This window comes from Clostridiales bacterium (assembly GCA_025757645.1).
GTDB lineage: Bacteria > Bacillota > Clostridia > Oscillospirales > Oscillospiraceae > CAG-103.
The window spans coordinates 1925975-1943542 of sequence record CP107216.1 but is presented as its reverse complement, the minus strand read 5'-3'; the positions used below and the strand labels follow the sequence as shown (position 1 = coordinate 1943542).

The following is a 17568-nucleotide window of genomic DNA, read 5'->3' as shown; positions in this document are numbered from 1 at the left end:
TTATGGCGACTATCGGTCTTGACAGACTGTATTACGCAAAAATCACCGAAAACGACGCCGGTGAGGAAACCTACGGTACGCCGTCCCAGCTTGCCAAAGCCATCTCCGCTGACCTTTCGGTGGAACTGGCAGAGGCAACTCTATACGCCGACGACGGTGCTTCGGAGATCGTAAAGGAATTCAAATCCGGCACGCTCTCCCTCGGCATTGACGATATCGGCTCTACGGCGGCATCCGACCTCACGGGTGCAACCATCGACAAAAACAAGGTGCTGATTTCCGCATCCGAGGACGGCGGCGACCCTGTGGCGGTGGGCTTCCGCGCCAAGAAGTCCAACGGCAAGTACAAGTATTACTGGCTGTACCGCGTGAAATTCGGTATTCCGGCGACGAACCTTGCCACCAAGGGCGACAGCATTACCTTCTCCACGCCGACCATTGAAGGCACCATTCTGCGCCGCAACAAGGCAGACGCAGGCGGCAAGCACCCGTGGAAAGCGGAGGCACTGGAGGGCGATGTGACCGCTGCGACTATCACGAACTGGTATAAGGAAGTCTATGAGCCGACCTATACCACGACACCCGAAAAACAAGGTTAACGGAGGTAACGCACAATGGATAACGAAAGAACCGCAGTTATCAACATCGGTGACGAGGAGTACACGCTGCTCCTCACAACCAAAGCCACCAAGGAGATCGCCGGTCGCTATGGCGGGCTGGAAAACCTCGGCGAGAAGCTGATGAAGTCCGAGAACTTTGAAATGGCCATCGGAGAGATCGTGTGGCTCATCACGCTTCTGGCAAATCAGAGCATCCTCATTCACAACCTCAAGGATAAAGAGCATCCCAAGGAGCTGCTCACGGAGGATGTGGTGGAGCTTCTGACCACGCCCCTCGACCTCGCCGGATACAAAACCGCCATTACGGAGGCGCTCTACAAGGGCACCAAGCGGAATGTGGAAAGCGAGAAAGACGCAAAAAACGCGCAAGTCGGGTAACGGTCTCCGATGCGGAGCTGTTTACCCAGCTTCTTTATTACGGCCTTGCCCACCTGCATCTCAGCCAGGATGAGGTGTGGCTGATGCCGTTTGGTCTGCTGCTGGACTTATGGGAGTGCCACAAGCAGTATAACGGGCAGGCCTCCCCGGCACGAGAGCATTACATCGACGATATTATCCCGGACGGCATTTGACCCATATCGGGCAGCTTCACCTCGAACTTAGTCCGTTTCCGTCACAACTTCTTTGTGAACTTTTTCGTATAGCCTTGATATTTTTCAAAAATCGTGGTATACTACACATAGAAGTTCGGACGGTTTCGTCCTAAGTACGAGGTGAAATGCATGGTTAAACGAGATTCCTATATGAACCGACTGATCCACAGTATGTGGAACGGCGAGATAAAGGTCATCACAGGCATACGCAGATGCGGCAAGTCCGTACTGCTTTTCGATCTGTTTTTCGAGTATCTTCTTTCGCAGAACGTTTCGGAAGATCATATTTTGAAAATCGAACTGGATCAGCGGCGGTACTATAAGTTCAGAAATCCGATCACTCTGTGCGAATATGTAGAAAGCACCGTCCGGGACAGGAAGGATGAAAAATTCTATCTGTTCATTGATGAGGTGCAGTTCACCACGAAAGTAGTGGACAAGGAAAACGGCGGCATCGAGGTTACCATCTACGATATGCTGAACGAACTCAAGGCATATAAAAACCTTGATGTTTATGTCACCGGCAGTAACTCCAAAGGGCTGTCGAAAGATATCGCAACAGAGTTTCGCGGTCGTGCTACACAGATCCATGTGTTCCCTTTGTCATTTGCGGAGTTTTATTCTGCCGTGGGCGGCGACGAGCAAAAAGCGCTGGATACCTATATGCTCTATGGCGGTATGCCTAGACTTTTAGCACTGGAGGATGACAAAGATAAGAAGGATTATCTGACCTCCCTCTACAGCGAATTGTATGTCAAGGATATTGTGGAGCGAAACGGCATCGAGCGCGAGGATGTTCTGAATGATATTCTGGACTTCCTTGCTTCGCAGATCAGTTCGCTGACGAATCCGACCAATATTGCAAATGCCATCGCGTCCATGAAGAACGAAAAAATCAATCCCGCGATGGTTTCAAACTATGTACAGTATGTTATCGACTCTTTCCTCATTTCAATGGCAAAGCGATACGATGTCAAAGGAAAGACCTATTTCAAGTATCCGAACAAATACTACTATACGGATATCGGGCTTCGGAACGCACGGCTGAATTACCGCCAGTATGATCCCGGTCATATCATGGAAAACATGATCTACAACGAACTTCTGCGGCGCGGGTACTCTGTTGATGTCGGTGTGGTCTGCGACCGCGCAGGCGACAGCAAGGTTCAGAAAGAGATCGACTTTGTGGTAAACGATGCAGATAAAAAAATCTATATTCAGTCCGCTTTCCGCATGGATACCGATAAAAAGGAATTCTCCGAGCTGGCATCGCTGATGCTTACCAAGGATTTCTTCAAAAAGATTATCGTTCGCATGGATGTGCCGCACAATTTTTATGACGACAACGGCATCTTCCACTGCAATCTGATCGACCTACTGCTTGGCCGGGTAGAATTGTTCTGACAAAATAACTCATATATCTACGAGGAGTGACCTTTCGGGGACACTCCTTTTTCATACCATCAGTCACGCTTTCATCGAAAACTTCGGACGGTGTCGTCCCAACTTCTCGGTGAGAGGGTGCTTTTTTCATGCCATCCACAAGGAGGTGACGGTACATGGCAGACAGTTTCGGACTGAAGATCGGTCTTGAGGGCGAAAAGGAATTCAAAAAAGCGCTGGCGGACATCAACCAGTCCTTCAAGGTGCTCGGCTCCGAAATGAAACTCGCCACCTCTCAGTTCGATAAAAATGACAAATCCGTGGAGGCTCTCGCCGCACGGAATAAGGTGCTGCGAAAAGAGATCGATGAGCAGACTACAAAAATCGAAACTCTTCGCAAGGCTCTGCAGAATGCCGCCACCTCCTTTGGAGAGAACAACCGCCGCACCCAGAACTGGCAGATCCAACTCAACAATGCCGAAGCCGCCCTCAACGATATGAACCGTGAGCTGGACGAGAACGAGAAAGCCATCAAGGAGGGCGGCAAAGCCGCAGAGGAATCCGGCAGTAAGTTTGAAGGCTTCGGCAAAGTTCTCAAAACCGTAGGTGTGGCGCTCGGCGCAGTGGCCGTTGCCGCAGGTGCCGCCGCCGTGAAGCTCGGCAAAGAGGTCATCGCCGCCTATGCAGACTACGAGCAGTTGGTCGGCGGTGTGGATACCTTGTTCAAGGACTCCTCGCAGGAGATCCAGCGGTATGCCGCCAACGCATACAAAACGGCAGGGCTTTCTGCCAACGAGTACATGGAGACGGTCACGGGCTTCTCCGCAAGCCTGATCCAGTCTCTCAGCGGCGATACCGAAAAAGCCGCAAAGTATGCGGATATGGCAATCACGGATATGTCCGATAACGCCAACAAGATGGGCACGGATATGTCCTCCATTCAGAATGCCTATCAGGGTTTTGCCAAGCAGAACTACACGATGCTCGACAACCTCAAACTGGGCTACGGCGGCACGAAGCAGGAAATGGAGCGACTGCTCACCGATGCGGAGAAGATATCCGGTGTCAAGTACGACATCTCCTCCTACGCAGATGTGGTGGAAGCCATCCATGTCATGCAGGAGAGCATGGACATTGCAGGAACGACCGCCAAGGAAGCGGAAGCCACTATTTCCGGCTCTGTCAATGCGCTGAAATCCGCCGTGTCGAACCTCATCGTAGGCTTTGGTGATGCGGACGCTGACATGGAGCTGCTGTGCAACAACATGGTGGATGCCTTCAAGACCGTGGTGGCGAACATCACCCCGGTTATTGAGAACATCGTGGCGGCTCTGCCCACAGCGCTGGACGCTCTGCTGACGGCTGTGGGTGAACTGCTGCCCACACTGCTGGAAGCAGTCACCGAACTCTTCTCGCAGGTGCTGGAAACGCTTCTGTCCCTGCTTCCGCAGCTTATCCCGGCGGCGGTGTCCGCACTTATGACCATCGTGAACACGCTAATTGAGAATCTGCCCCTGCTCATTGATGCGGCAGTTCAGTTGGTGTCCACGCTGGTGACAGGAATTGCGGATGCATTGCCCACGCTCATCCCGGCAGCGGTGCAGGCTATCGTCACCATTGTGCAAGGGCTGGTGGACAGCCTGCCGATGCTCCTTGACGCAGCCTTACAACTTATCACGGGACTGGCGCAAGGACTTCTTGACGCAATCCCCGTGTTGATCGCCGCTCTGCCGGAGATCATCAACGGTATCATTACCTTCTTACTGGATTCGATTCCTCAGATTATCGAAACAGGCATTCAGCTTCTGACCTCGCTGGTGACTGCATTGCCGGAGATCATCACGGCAATCGTGGAAGCTATCCCGAAAATCATTGACGGCATTATCAATGCTGTGCTGAATGCGATACCGCTCATTATTCAGGCAGGCATCGACCTGCTGATTTCTCTCATTCAAGCCCTGCCGCAGATCATCACGACCATCGTGCAGGCGATTCCGCAAATCATCTCCGGCATTGTCAATGCTCTGGTCGGAAACATCGATAAAATCATCATGGCAGGTGTGCAGTTGTTCGTTGCGCTGATTGAAAACCTGCCCACCATCATCGTGGAGATCGTCAAGGCCGTGCCGCAGATTATTGCGGGCATCGTGAAAGCCTTCGGCTCTCTGATGTATAAAATCGTAGAAATCGGCGGCAACATCGTCAAGGGACTGTGGAGCGGTATTACCCAGCTTACCTCGTGGCTGTGGGACAAGGTGTCCGGGTGGATTTCCTCCATCTGGGACGGTATCTGCGATTTCTTCGGTATCCATTCGCCCTCAAAGGAAATGGCATGGGTCGGTGAAATGCTGGTCAAAGGCTTGTCCGGATCCATTGAAGATAACGGCGATGAAGCGGTCAAAGCCGCAGAAGGAATGGCGGAGGACATCAACGGCGTCATGGGCGACCTTGCTCACGATATGCAGACGGCTCTGCCCACCGACTTTGACGTGAACGGCTCGATCCGCTCTGCCGTGGACGGTGTGGTCGGCAAGGCGGCATCCACTTTCACCGTTGCCCTGAACATTACGAACTTCAACAATTACAACAGTGAGGATATCCGTCAGCTCACCTCCGAAGTCATGGAAACGGCGAATCAGTTCGCCCAGCGGAAAGGAGTGATATTCGCATGACCTATTTCACCTACAACGGCCGCAGTTCCGCTGATTTCGGTCTGCATATCGAGAAGAAGGATGTGTTCTCCGCACCGGAGTACGATGCGGAGTTCATTTCCATTCCCGGCAGGAGCGGTGACATCATCAATCCGAACCGCCGCTTTGCCAACATCAAAGTGACCTACACGGTGTTCCTCGCACGGAAGAACGTAGCCGCCCTTGCATCCGACCTGCGGGACATCAAAGGCTGGCTGTACTCCGAGCCAGACAGATACCACGAACTCACCGACTCTTACGATGCGGAGTATTTCCGCTACGGCGTCATCTCCGGCAGTCTGGACATTGAGGAGCAGCTGAGCAAGGTCGGCAGCTTTACCGTGACCTTCAACTGCAAGCCTTTCAAATACAGCTTTGCGGGGCAGGAAACGGTGTCGGCTGACGCTTCCGAACTGACGATTACCAATCCAACTGCTTTTGAAAGTAAGCCGTATATCAAACTCTATGGCAGCGGTACGGTCACGCTCAACATCTCATCGGGCGGAAGCACAACTTCGTGGACGATTTCAGCTATTAACGAGTACATCGAAATCGACAGTGAGCTGATGAACTGCTTCAAAGGCACCATGCTCAAAAATGATGTGGTCAAAGGGGCTGAGTTTCCGGTTTTCAAGTCGGGTATTTGCACCATTAACTGCAACGGCGATGTGTCAAGGATTGAGGTCATTCCAAGGTGGTGCTGTTTATGATTCCTGTACTTTACTCCGCAAACACTACGGATTTCTCGACCTTCGGTCTCGGTGTGCTGACGGATACCATTTTCTGCGAAGTCACTGAAGAGCGAAACGGTGTGTTCGAGTGCTTACTCAAATACCCGGTCAGCGGTCAGCACTATGGGCTTATCACCAAAGAGTGCATCATCAAGGCAAAACCCAATGACACCGCCGCCGACCAAGCGTTCCGTATTTACCGCATCACGAAGCCCTTAAACAGCATCGTTACCATCTACGGACAGCACATCTCGTATGACCTTGCCAATGTGCCGGTGATGCCGTTTTCGACGGAGAGCCGTTCTCCGCAGCTTATCCTCTCGCAGCTTCTTGCCGGAGATACACGCTTCACGGGCCGGACGGACTACTCGGATGCAAAGGCATTCTCTGTTGCCCAGCCGAAAAGTGTCCGCGCCTGCCTCGGCGGTACGGAAGGCTCCATGCTCTCCAAATGGTACGGCGAGTTTGAGTGGGACAACTTCACGGTAAAGTTCCATTCGCACCGTGGGCAGAAGACCGGCGTGGTCATTGAATACGGCAAGAACCTCACCGCCTTGGAGCAGGACGAGGACAACAGCGGCGTGTATACCGCATTGCTCCCGTATGCCATATACACGCCGGAAGGCTCGGACACCGAAATGGTGATCACGCTGCCGGAGGTCACGCTCCCCATTGTGACCTCGGAGATCGTCCGGGCGAAAACGCTCATCATGGATTTCTCCGACCAGTTTGACGGAGTTGTGACCGAGGAAGCCCTCCGAGCGAAAGCCAACAGCTACATCAAAGCAAATCCGCTGGGTGCGACCATCCCTACGGTGAAGGTGTCCTTTGAGCCGCTCTGGAAACAGCCGGAGTATTCGGCACTCTTGGCGCGGGTCAATCTCTGTGATACCGTCACCATTCGGCACTCGCTGCTGGGCGTCAGCGTGTCGGCTATGGTCATTGAAACCGTGTACGACACCCTCGCCGAACGATACAAGAGTATTTCTCTCGGTCAAAGCAAGTCCAGCATGATCACCACCATCTCCGAGGTGCAGTCCACGGTCGATAAGGTGGAGTCCGCAGTGGGACGCTTTCCGAAACTGCTCCAAACCGCCATCGGCAAGGCTACAGGGCTTATCACCGGCCAGAGCGGCGGCTATGTGGTCATTCACACCAGCGAGGAAAACGGACAGCCCTATGAACTGCTCATTCTGGACGCTCCCTCTATTGATGAAGCCGTAAATGTCTGGCGTTGGAATGTGGGCGGCTTGGGCTTTTCCCATAACGGCTACAACGGCCCCTATGAAACTGCCATCACGGCAGACGGTCAGATCGTCGCGGACTTCATCACCTCCGGCTCCTTGGTGGCGAACACCATCAAGGCTGGTGTCATTCAGTCACAGGATGACTCGTCCTGGTGGGACTTGGAGAGCGGCGAGGTTGTGCTTCGAGCCTATGTTTCGACCGATGAATTTGCAGAGAAAACAGCCTATCTCCAGCAGAATGTGGATGGGCTGAACAGCTATGTGGCGACTCTTACCGAAACTATGGAGTCGGTTTCCAACGACCAAGGCATACTGGAAGAGCGGCTGCGAAGCTCCGAAAGCAAAGTATCTCAGCTTCAGCACACGGTGGAAGGCTTGTCCGTCACCATGCAGGAGCAGTACATCGGCGGCATCAACTATGTGCAAAACTCTTCCGGCCTGAACGGCATCACGGATGATTGGAGCTATTCCGGCACCGTAAAAACGGATGCCTCCACGGACACCCAGAACAACACCGTTTCCGACTCCTGCTTTGTGCTGGGAGCTTACTCCTCGCTGTCGCAGTACATCCGAGGGGTAGTTCCCGGCACTTATACAGTTTCCGTTCGCGCCAAGAAAACCTCGACCATGTCCGGGCATTTCTATGTGACCTACAACGGAAACAAAACTGCGTATCTCTTCAATAAGAGCACCGCTTTTGACTGGACGGATTTTACCGTCACGCTCACCGATGTGACCGACCCCACGCTGCGCGTCTACTGCTACTGCCGGAATGCATCCATTTATCTGGCGGACATTATGATCACCGAAGGTGCGATCCCACGAAAGTGGACGCCTGCACCCAACGAGATCTATACGCAAGAGGTCAAAATCGACAAGCGCGGTATTGAGGTGTCCAACAGCGCATCGTCCCAGCGAACAGTCATCACGAACACGGAGTTTGCCGGTTACTACAACGATGAGGTGATTTTCACCCTGAACAAAGATGAAACACAAACCAAGAAAACCACGGTGGACGGCGATTTGACCGTGGGCAAGACGAAGTTCGTTCCCATGCCGATAGCGTCCGATGGGCTGAATATCGTCATTCTGGACTAAAGGAGGTAAGGCTATGGCAATGACAGGCGGCGCTGCCTATTTGGTGAAATCCGAAAGGACGAATTACGGCTCCAACAGCTGGACGACTGACCTGTACATCTATGTAAAGGTTATTTCCCAGAACGTAGTCGCAAACACATCCACCATTGCGTTGGGTATGTATGTCTATTCCCAGTATTCCATTGCGTGGTCGGACTTTGGCACAAACGGCACTTCCTACATCGGCACAGCCACCTCCGGTGCGAACTGCTTCACCTTTACCAATGGGCAAAGCGGCAGCGGCACGAAGTGGCTGGTGGAGGACAAGCAGGTTACGGTATCCCACAACAGCAACGGTACGCTGACCCTTCCGATTTACTGGCACTGGGGTGTCAACAGCCCGTGGGGTCAGTACACAGGACCCTCCGGCAGCTACAATGTGACGCTGAGCACCATCGACCGTGTTGCACCCACCGTGACCTTTTCCGTTTCGAGCATCACCGCAAACGGCTTTAAAATCTCTGCAAACTCCACCTCAACAGCGGATATCTGGCAGTACAGCACCAACGGCGGCTCCACATGGATGACATTCTCAACATCGGCATCCACCAGTGCCAGCGTAACGTTGTCCTCGCTTTCGCCGAACACAAACTACACGGTGAAGGTGCGGGCACGGCGGCAGTACAACCAAGTCTATGGTACATCCGGCGGCTCAACGGTGAAAACGCTGGGCGGCGCAGTGGTGAACAGTGTCAGCACGGTGACTGCAGACAATGCCAGAGTGACCATCACCATCAATGTCACCGTGTACGAACCGTCTTACATCAATTCTCTGGCGATCAAAAGCGGGAACACGACCCTCCTGACCGTTACCGGGCTTGCATGGACGAAGGGTACGGCGAACCGCTCGGTCACCCTGTCATCGGCACAGAGAACCACGCTGCTCAATTGGATGGCTTCAATAAAGTCCTTCACCGGCACCTTTGCCGTTTCCTCCTTCAGCGGCTCAACGCAGATCGGCAGCACCTCAAGCAAGACTGCTACGGTGCAGACTACGGCGGCAAACTCCGCACCGACTCTCAGCGATTTCACTTATGAGGATAGCTATGCGGTCACGAAGAGCATTACAGAGAACAATCAGCTATTCATTCAAGACTGCTCGACGCTGAAGGTCACTCCCGGAACAGCCACCGCAAAGAACGGCGCATCCATCTCAAACTACACAGCAGCCTGCAACGGTCTGTCCGCATCCAGTTCCAGCGGCTCTGCCATCACGCTCGGAAAGATCACCAAGTCCGGCAGCGTGATAGTTACGCTTACGGTTGTTGATTCCCGCGGCTACACCGCTACGCTGACGAAGACCATCACGGTCATTCCGTACTCTGCGCCCAAAATGTACTCGGCAACGCTCCGGCGAACCAACGACATCGAGCCGGAGATGCAGCTCAAGTTCAGCGGCTCAATTGCGGCCATATCTGTGAACGGAACGCAGAAAAACAGCGTGGTCTACGCACGGTATCGGTATAAGAAAACCAGTGATGCCGATTATAGCGGCTTTACCAGTATAATTGCCGGACTTACCCAGAGCGGCACCTCATTCAGTTACTCCAACCTTGAGCTGTGCAACCTGGATGCTAACAGCTCCTATGACTTTCAGCTACAGATTCAAGACAAGCTCTATTCCCAGAGCAGTCTGGATCTGTATTTTGTTGTACCACAGGGTACGCCGCTGATTGCACTGCGGAAAAAGAAGGTAGGCATCAACACACCGAATCCGCAGGCTGCGTTGGATGTGGCGGGAGATATGCGTGTGTCAGGTGGTCTGCGTGTGGGCGGAGCATCCCTTGCCGACTTTGTCATACAGCAAGGAACCAGCGGAATCTGGTCTTTCCGAAAGTGGAAGAGCGGCATGGCAGAGTGTTGGGGTGCGTACAACTTCACCGTTGCCATAACATCCGCCTGGGGTGCGGTATATGAAAGTGGTCTGATTTCGCTCCCGACGTTTCCGTTTACATTCGCAGCCATCCCAACGGTGTTCTTCTCCTCCGGCAACGGCAATGCTGCTTTTTTCGTTGAACGAGGAAACGGCGAGACACGAACAACTACCACAAGTCCCGGTAAGTTCTATGCGATGCGCCCGGTTTCGACCGGCTCAAGCAACTACCAAATCACCATATACGCAATCGGAAAAGTGTGACGCTTTTTTGGCGTCACTTTTTTATACGCAAATTCAACATTCAAAGGAGGACAACAACATGAAAGAATTCTGGACGACCATTCAGGTAGCCTTTGCGGCAGTAGGCGGTTGGCTCGGTTGGTTTATGGGCGGGTGCGACGGCCTGCTTTATGCGCTGCTGGCATTCGTCGTGCTCGACTACATCACCGGTGTCATGTGTGCCATTGTGGATCACAAGCTGTCAAGTGAGATTGGTTTCAAGGGGATTTTCAAAAAGCTCCTAATTTTTGAGCTGGTCGGCATCGGACACATCATCGACGCACAGGTCATCGGCAACGGCAGCGTTCTGCGAACCGCCGTGATTTTCTTCTATATCTCCAACGAGGGCATCTCGCTGATTGAAAATGCGGGGCATCTGGGACTGCCCATTCCCGAAAAACTGAAATCCGTGCTGGAGCAGCTTCATGACCGTGCGGAAAGGGAGGACAAATAATATGGCTTACACGAACAGCCCTCTGGTGTCCTACACCAAACTCAGCCCGAACCATTCCGGGCAGCGCACCCACAACATTGACCGCATCACGCCTCACTGCGTGGTGGGTCAGTGCTCGGTGGAAACTCTGGGCAATATTTTTCTGCCTGCATCCCGGCAGGCAAGCAGCAACTACGGCATTGGCGTGGACGGCAGAGTTGGGATGTATGTGGAGGAGAAGAACCGCTCTTGGTGCTCCTCTTCCGCAGCCAACGACCAGAGAGCCATCACAATCGAGTGCGCCAGTGACAGCACTGAGCCGTATGCGTTCAAGGATATGGTGTACAAGTGCCTCATCGAGCTTTGCACCGATATCTGCAGGCGCAACGGCAAGACGAAGCTGCTCTGGTTGGGTGATAAGAATAAGACACTCAATTACATCCCAAAGCAGGATGAGATGGTTCTGACTGTCCACAGATGGTTTGCCAACAAGAGCTGCCCCGGTAACTGGATGTATGCCCGCATGGGCGATCTGGCATCCAAGGTCACTGCGGCTCTCGGCGGTGATGTAAAGCCTGCCGACCCGGTCAAGCCCACTGGCACACTTCATGTTGGCGACCTCGTGACCATCACGGGCAGCACCTACTATGGCGGCAAAACCATTCCCGGCTGGGTGAAGAAACTCCGCTGGTATGTGGTCGAGGTCAGCGGCGACCGCGCCGTCATCAACAAGGATGAATCCGGCAGGTACGCCATCATGTCGCCGGTCAAGACCTCTGCACTTGCCGTGGCAGGCACGAAACCCGTCGAGGACTACCGCGTCCATACCGTTGTACATGGCGACACCCTCTGGGCAATCGCAAAAAAGTATCTCGGCAACGGCAGCCGCTATAAGGAGCTTATCAGCCTGAACGGACTGAAAAGCAATGTCATCTACAGCGGCATGAAACTCAAAATCCCCTATAAGTAAACCGAAAGCCCATCGAGGAGAGCATTTTCTCTTCGATGGGCTTTTTCTATTAGTTCGTTTTAGTGGCTTCGCTTAAAATTTCGGGGAATTCATCTTTGCTCCCTCCGGTGTCACTGCTATACAGCTTACCAGGAGTCTCACTATAAGTAATTATGTAGTCGTTTCAATTCCTAATTCGATAAAATTCTCATCGCCGATTGAGCATCCACCGAGAATCAAGAAATATAGCTGTAAAGTTTGGTTGCGGATTTCCTTGACCCTATCAATTGTCTGGAGGTTATCCTTATGAAAAAAGCCATTCCTATGCTTTTCACGCCAGTTTTTAATAGTCGCTGTTATATGTGTTTTAGCGTGATAATTGACATCAAACATCCAACTATTATGGATAAGGACTCCCTCAAGAGAACCCAAGGTGGTATCAATAACATCTTCGCTATTTGTGGTGTATTCAATTAACTCACCATTTTTCGCTCTGATTTTGAATGATTTTCCTGTCTGGAATTTAAGGATGGTCCAAATTAACTGCTCTACTGATTTTAAGTAGCCAGATATAATGCTTGTCAAATCCAGATTTTCTGTAAGTTCATACATCTCGAAATTCCATTCGGATGTAATGAAACTTACCGCAAAATTAGCTGATCCAACCATTGCTTTCCACAGGCCGCGATCAATATAATTTTTAGTCATAATATCAATTTGCGGCTGATATACACTGTCTGGGATTGCATCAGCGTATGGAAAAGTACGCAAGACTTCACCAGTTCTGGCTTTGAACTTTTGCAATGCGGCTTCTGTAGGTGTTACTACAGTACTGAATCCGATGATTTCTTTTGCTTTTTCATTAAATGCATTTAAATAATCAGCCAGAACCTCGAACTCGTCTCGTCCAAAATGCCGCTCCCAGAACTCACGAATAGTAACACGCTCAATGGAGCACCCCGTTCTCTTATTGAAATCATTTACGCATCGAATGAGGGCATCATATACCTCTCTGTCCGGATCGATGAGTTTTATAAATTTGATTCCATCAACAGCATACTTGCCCTCTGTGAAGCGTGAATAGTGCTTGGGTTCATCGTCCGTTACACAGAAGATAACCCCATATTTTCTGTTGTCTTCTTCTAGCACAATCTGGAATGGCCTGGATTTGGCTTGTTCCTGTGAATCCAGTGCTTTGTACTCCGGGTCAACAGGGTACAACGAGAATTCCGCAATTTTTCGCGCTTCGATTAACGAAACAGCAAGTCGCTCGATCAGTTTTACCGCGCGAATCTCACTTGTTCCAACCATGTTGGAATAGCTAATAAACCGAACATCACCCAGATTTAATATGGAATTCTTTGCTTTTGCAAATTCCTCGGTTCTCCGAACGCAATTGTCTCTACTGTCTCGAACCAGTTTGAGTAGTTTGTCGAAGCACTTTTCATATATGTTTTTCATGAGCGGCCCCCTATATGTACAAGTGTAGCTTAGAACTGCGTAAAGGAAAAGGCACATAACCCGAAGATTATGTGCCCTGACGCTGGGAACTTAGCAACCGCTACCACTAGCGATTGCACGATTCCTGGAAATACCGATTGCATAAATCGATACTTCCTTGATTGCATCGGGTTCCATTCGCAGAGCGAAGATGGTACCAATGGCAATCACGCCAAGGGCCAGAACGACTTTATAGTCGACAACGGCCTTAACGTCCATAGCACTACCTCCTTTCCAGAGCCACGCTCTAAGAATAAAATGGTGTGCTATGCTATCAACGTCTTTAAAATTATATCATGATGGCGCAGCAATTTCAAGTTGATGGAACCCCTCTGCGGATTTTTCCGTGGAGGGCGTTATTTTTTGCCCATTTCACCCTGACAAATGCGGCCTTTCTCTGGGTATAGCGAGAAACGCTATTTCTCAGAAATGAGGCACTACTATGACGGAAATGGAACGAAACCGGGTCGTGGGACTCCAACACCAGGGCTACGGATACAAGAAAATATCCACTCTAACCGGACTGCCGCTGAACACAGTGAAATCCTTTTGTACCAGGCATCCCGTCCGATATGAGGATATTGCCGAGCAACAAGGACTCTGCCGAAACTGTTTGAAGCAACTGGAGCAGACACCACATCGCCGAAAACGGTATTTCTGCTCGGATACCTGCCGTATGGCGTGGTGGAATGCTCACCCCGAAAAAGTGAACCGCAGGGCTTATTACAAGCTGGTGTGCAAGAACTGCGGCGAAGAGTTTGAGAGCTACGGAAACAATCGTCGTACTTTCTGCTCCCGCTTGTGCTATACACAGTATCGTCGAAAGGAGGCTTGCAAATGAGCGAATATGAAGAGAAACTTTGGAACTATCAAACAGCGATGGCAATGGCTCGGCAAATGTTGTCCCAGGGCATCATCACCGGGAAAGAGTACGCAAAAATAGACGCCACAATCGCCAAGAAATATGGGGTATCTTCGTGTAGTATATTCCGCTGAAATCACTGGATAACTGGGGTGTTTAGAGGTAATATGTGACACACGCAAGGAGGTGAACCCATGGATAGAATTATAAAACGGGTCGATTTCCCGAAAATCATGCAACCCCAGGCGTTGAAAGTATGCGCCTACACCCGTGTTTCTTCCGGAAAGAATGCCATGCTCCATTCGCTTTCTGCCCAGATCAGCCACTACAGCGAAATGATCCAGTCTCACATTGGCTGGGCCTATTGCGGTGTTTACAGCGACGAAGCACTGACCGGTACAAAGAGCGATCGGGAAGGCTTTCAGCAGATGCTGACGGACTGCCGTGCAGGAAAAATTGATATGGTCATTACAAAAAGCATTTCACGCTTTGCCCGCAACACCGTCACGCTTTTGGAAACCGTCCGGGAGCTGAAGAACCTGGGCATCGATGTGTTCTTCGAAGAGCAGAATATCCGCACCATGAGTGCGGACGGTGAATTGATGCTCACCATTCTGGCTTCCTATGCCCAGGAAGAAAGCCGCTCTGTCAGTGAGAACCAGAAATGGCGTGTTAAAAGAAACTTTGAAGCGGGTATTCCTTGGAACGGCCGGATGCTTGGCTACCGAATGCAGGAGGGCAAATACTGTATCATTCCGGAGGAGGCCGAGCTTGTGCGCCGCATTTACCGGGAATTTCTCGACGGCATGGGGCGAAACCGCATTGCAGCAAGACTGAACGAGGAGGGGATTCAGCCCACCAGGTATGGTGAGGAATGGCATCCACAGACGATAGCCAAAATTCTGCGGAATTACGCTTACACAGGTAATCTGCTCTTGCAAAGGTTCTTCTGTGAAAGCCACATCACAAAGAAAATGGTCCCCAATGTTGGCCAAAAGGCAATGTACCATGCCGTAGGAACTCATGAGGCCATAATTCCTTTGGCTGAGTGGAAGGCAGCGCAGGAAGAGATTATTCGGAGAGCCGAGAGGCACGGTTCAAAACCTCCCGCACAGCCATCCTTCTTTTATACTGGTCGAATTCAGTGTGCAAAATGTGGGAAGAACTTCCGCAGAAAAACGACGGCAGCACGGATTGTTTGGATTTGCGCCACGCTCAACACCAAAGGGAAAAAGTACTGCGCTTCCAAGCAGATACCGGAAGCCACCCTTGACGAATTGGTGCGGCAGGTCACAGATGACCCTTGCAGCATTGAAAAAATTATCGCTGATGACGGCAACACATTGCACTTTCATTTTTTGGGCGGCACAGTGGTCACACGAACCTGGACAGACCGTTCCAGGGCTGAAAGCTGGACACCGGAAATGAAAGAAAAGGCTCGGCAACAGTCGCTGGCCAGAAGGAGGCAAAAATCATGAACACTGCGGCTCGGACGGTTACGGTGATACCACCGTCCATCACCCCTATGACCCATCTAACCAACACACAGCTTTACAAACTGCGAGTTGCCGCCTACGCCCGTGTGTCCACGGACAGCGATGAGCAGTTTACCAGCTACGAAGCTCAAATCGACTACTACACACAGTACATCCAGCGAAACCCAGAATGGACTTTTGTAAAGGTCTATACCGATGAAGGCATTTCCGGGACAAATACCAAACGCCGTGCAGGCTTTAACGAGATGATAGAGGATGCCCTTGCGGGAAAAATCGACCTTATCGTCACAAAGTCAGTTAGTCGATTCGCCAGAAATACGGTCGACAGCCTGGTCACGATTCGAAAACTCAAGGAAAAAGGTGTTCAGGTCTACTTTGAAAAAGAGAACATTTACACCTTTGACGGCAAGGGAGAACTGCTGCTTACCATCATGTCCAGTCTTGCCCAGGAGGAAAGCCGCTCCATTTCCGAGAATGTGACCTGGGGACAAAGAAAGCGTTTCGCCGATGGCAAGGTCAACCTGCCTTATAAGAACTTCCTTGGTTATCGCAAAGGCGCAGACGGTTTTCCAGAAGTTGTGCCGGAGGAGGCGGTCATCGTCCGCAGAATCTATTCACGCTTCATGGAAGGATTGACATCTGGTGCCATTGCAAAAGAATTGATAGCAGATGGAATTCCAACCCCATCTGGAAAACTGCGGTGGCAGTCCAGCACAGTGGAGAGCATCCTGAAAAATGAGAAGTACAAGGGGGCGGCGTTATTACAAAAATGCTTCACAGTCGATTTTCTCACAAAAAAGAAAAAAATTAACGAGGGCGAGGTGCCACAGTATTATGTGGAGCACAGCCATGAGCCGATAATTACGCCGGAAGAGTTCGACAAAGTTCAGACGGAGCTTGCGCGGCGCAAGCAGATCAGCCGCCAGTACAGCGGAAAGGGCATTTTTTCTTCCCGCATCGTCTGCGGGGGCTGCGGCTCCTACTTTGGCTCGAAAGTCTGGAACTCGACCTCAAAATACCGCAGGGTCATCTGGCAATGCAACGGCAAATTCAAGGGTGAGCACAAATGCGAAACGCCGCATCTGGACGAGGAAACCATTAAAGCGCGGTTCGTGACCGCCCTTAACGCTATCATCGAAAGCAAAGACAACATCCTTGAGGATTGCCGATTGATGCAAGCCACCCTGACAGACTGTGCAGGCATTGATACAGAAATCGAGAGTCTGCTTGAGGAGATCGATGTGGTGACCGAACTGACAATGCGTTGCATTGCGGAAAATTCACAGACGGCACAGAACCAGGAAGAATACGCCGCCCGGTACAATGGGTTTGTAGAGCGGTATGAAAAAGCCAAGGCACGGCTCGAACAGCTCCGCACTACAAAAGCTGCACGGGAAGCCCAGTCAGAAGCCATCGGAGCGTTTATGTTTGAGGTGCAGGAATTGGATGCCCTCACCGAGTTTGACGAAAAGCTCTGGCTGACCATCATCGACACGGTAACTGTCCACACAGACGGACGAATGGCATTTAAATTCCAGGGCGGCACAGAAATCGAGGCGTGAGTCCCAACAAAAATGAAAAGACCACAGGTTTCAACGCCTGCGGTCTTTTTTCATCTGTTTTCCTTGAGAATACTGGAATTTCATGCTATAATATATGCAATACACTCGAAATACAGATTATCGTTGAATTTTTGGAAACTACATATTTGTGAGTGCTGTTGGTTTTCACGCTTTTAATGGAACGGATCTGAAGAGCCATTGGGAGGTATT

Annotated in this window: 15 protein-coding genes; 13 read left to right on the top strand and 2 right to left on the bottom strand. The window is 51.3% G+C overall.

The genetic code is table 11. The features are described from left to right. Positions 1-2: 2 nt before the first annotated feature. The 9 genes from OGM61_09365 to OGM61_09325 all read left to right on the top strand — a co-directional run bounded on the left by OGM61_09365 (position 3) and on the right by OGM61_09325 (position 11959). Positions 3-599 carry a phage tail protein gene (locus OGM61_09365; protein UYI84059.1) on the top strand — a complete coding sequence of 199 codons (597 nt, stop codon included), beginning with the start codon at positions 3-5 and terminating at the stop codon, positions 597-599. Between the two features lie 15 nt (positions 600-614). Next, the gene (locus tag OGM61_09360; protein ID UYI84058.1) at positions 615-998 is read left to right on the top strand and encodes a hypothetical protein; all 384 of its coding nucleotides are present in this window, start codon (positions 615-617) and stop codon (positions 996-998) included. Between the two features lie 344 nt (positions 999-1342). Further along, a complete protein-coding gene (locus tag OGM61_09355; protein UYI84057.1) occupies positions 1343-2617 on the top strand; it encodes an ATP-binding protein in 1275 nt (424 codons plus the stop codon). A 155-nt stretch (positions 2618-2772) separates the two neighbouring features. Further along, complete coding sequence (locus tag OGM61_09350; GenBank protein UYI84056.1) at positions 2773-5268, top strand: phage tail protein; 2496 nt, start codon at positions 2773-2775, stop codon at positions 5266-5268. Continuing rightward, positions 5265-5996: a phage tail family protein gene (locus OGM61_09345; protein ID UYI84055.1), complete on the top strand. Its 732-nt coding sequence runs from the start codon at positions 5265-5267 to the stop codon at positions 5994-5996. The genes OGM61_09350 and OGM61_09345 overlap by 4 nt, the downstream gene beginning before the upstream one ends. Next, a complete protein-coding gene (locus OGM61_09340; GenBank protein ID UYI84054.1) occupies positions 5993-8362 on the top strand; it encodes a hypothetical protein in 2370 nt (789 codons plus the stop codon). The genes OGM61_09345 and OGM61_09340 overlap by 4 nt, the downstream gene beginning before the upstream one ends. 13 nt (positions 8363-8375) lie before the next feature. Next, on the top strand, positions 8376-10538 hold the full coding sequence (locus tag OGM61_09335; GenBank protein UYI84053.1) for a DUF859 family phage minor structural protein: 2163 nt from the start codon (positions 8376-8378) through the stop codon (positions 10536-10538). Between the two features lie 58 nt (positions 10539-10596). Beyond that, positions 10597-11010 (top strand): phage holin family protein, encoded by a 414-nt coding sequence (locus OGM61_09330; GenBank protein UYI84052.1) that lies wholly within the window; start codon positions 10597-10599, stop codon positions 11008-11010. A gap of 1 nt (position 11011) precedes the next feature. Continuing rightward, on the top strand, positions 11012-11959 hold the full coding sequence (locus OGM61_09325) for a LysM peptidoglycan-binding domain-containing protein (protein UYI84051.1): 948 nt from the start codon (positions 11012-11014) through the stop codon (positions 11957-11959). Positions 11960-12109: 150 nt separating this feature from the next. Here the strand turns inward: OGM61_09325 and OGM61_09320 are convergent, their stop codons facing one another. Then, entirely contained in the window at positions 12110-13399 is a 1290-nt protein-coding gene (locus OGM61_09320; protein ID UYI84050.1) for a hypothetical protein, read from the bottom strand. Positions 13400-13489: 90 nt separating this feature from the next. Next, on the bottom strand, positions 13490-13657 hold the full coding sequence (locus tag OGM61_09315; protein UYI84049.1) for a hypothetical protein: 168 nt from the start codon (positions 13655-13657) through the stop codon (positions 13490-13492). A gap of 223 nt (positions 13658-13880) precedes the next feature. On the opposite strand from OGM61_09315, the gene OGM61_09310 reads away from it, so the two are divergent. Genes OGM61_09310 through OGM61_09295 form a run of 4 tightly spaced genes read left to right on the top strand, consistent with a single transcriptional unit; the run spans position 13881 to position 17358 of the window. Continuing rightward, a complete protein-coding gene (locus OGM61_09310; GenBank protein UYI84048.1) occupies positions 13881-14279 on the top strand; it encodes an RNA polymerase subunit sigma-70 in 399 nt (132 codons plus the stop codon). Beyond that, the gene (locus OGM61_09305; GenBank protein ID UYI84047.1) at positions 14276-14434 is read left to right on the top strand and encodes a hypothetical protein; all 159 of its coding nucleotides are present in this window, start codon (positions 14276-14278) and stop codon (positions 14432-14434) included. The genes OGM61_09310 and OGM61_09305 overlap by 4 nt, the downstream gene beginning before the upstream one ends. Before the next feature lie 60 nt (positions 14435-14494). Next, positions 14495-15778 (top strand): recombinase family protein, encoded by a 1284-nt coding sequence (locus tag OGM61_09300; GenBank protein ID UYI84046.1) that lies wholly within the window; start codon positions 14495-14497, stop codon positions 15776-15778. Further along, positions 15775-17358 carry a recombinase family protein gene (locus OGM61_09295; GenBank protein ID UYI84045.1) on the top strand — a complete coding sequence of 528 codons (1584 nt, stop codon included), beginning with the start codon at positions 15775-15777 and terminating at the stop codon, positions 17356-17358. The genes OGM61_09300 and OGM61_09295 overlap by 4 nt, the downstream gene beginning before the upstream one ends. The last annotated feature ends 210 nt before the right edge of the window (positions 17359-17568 follow it).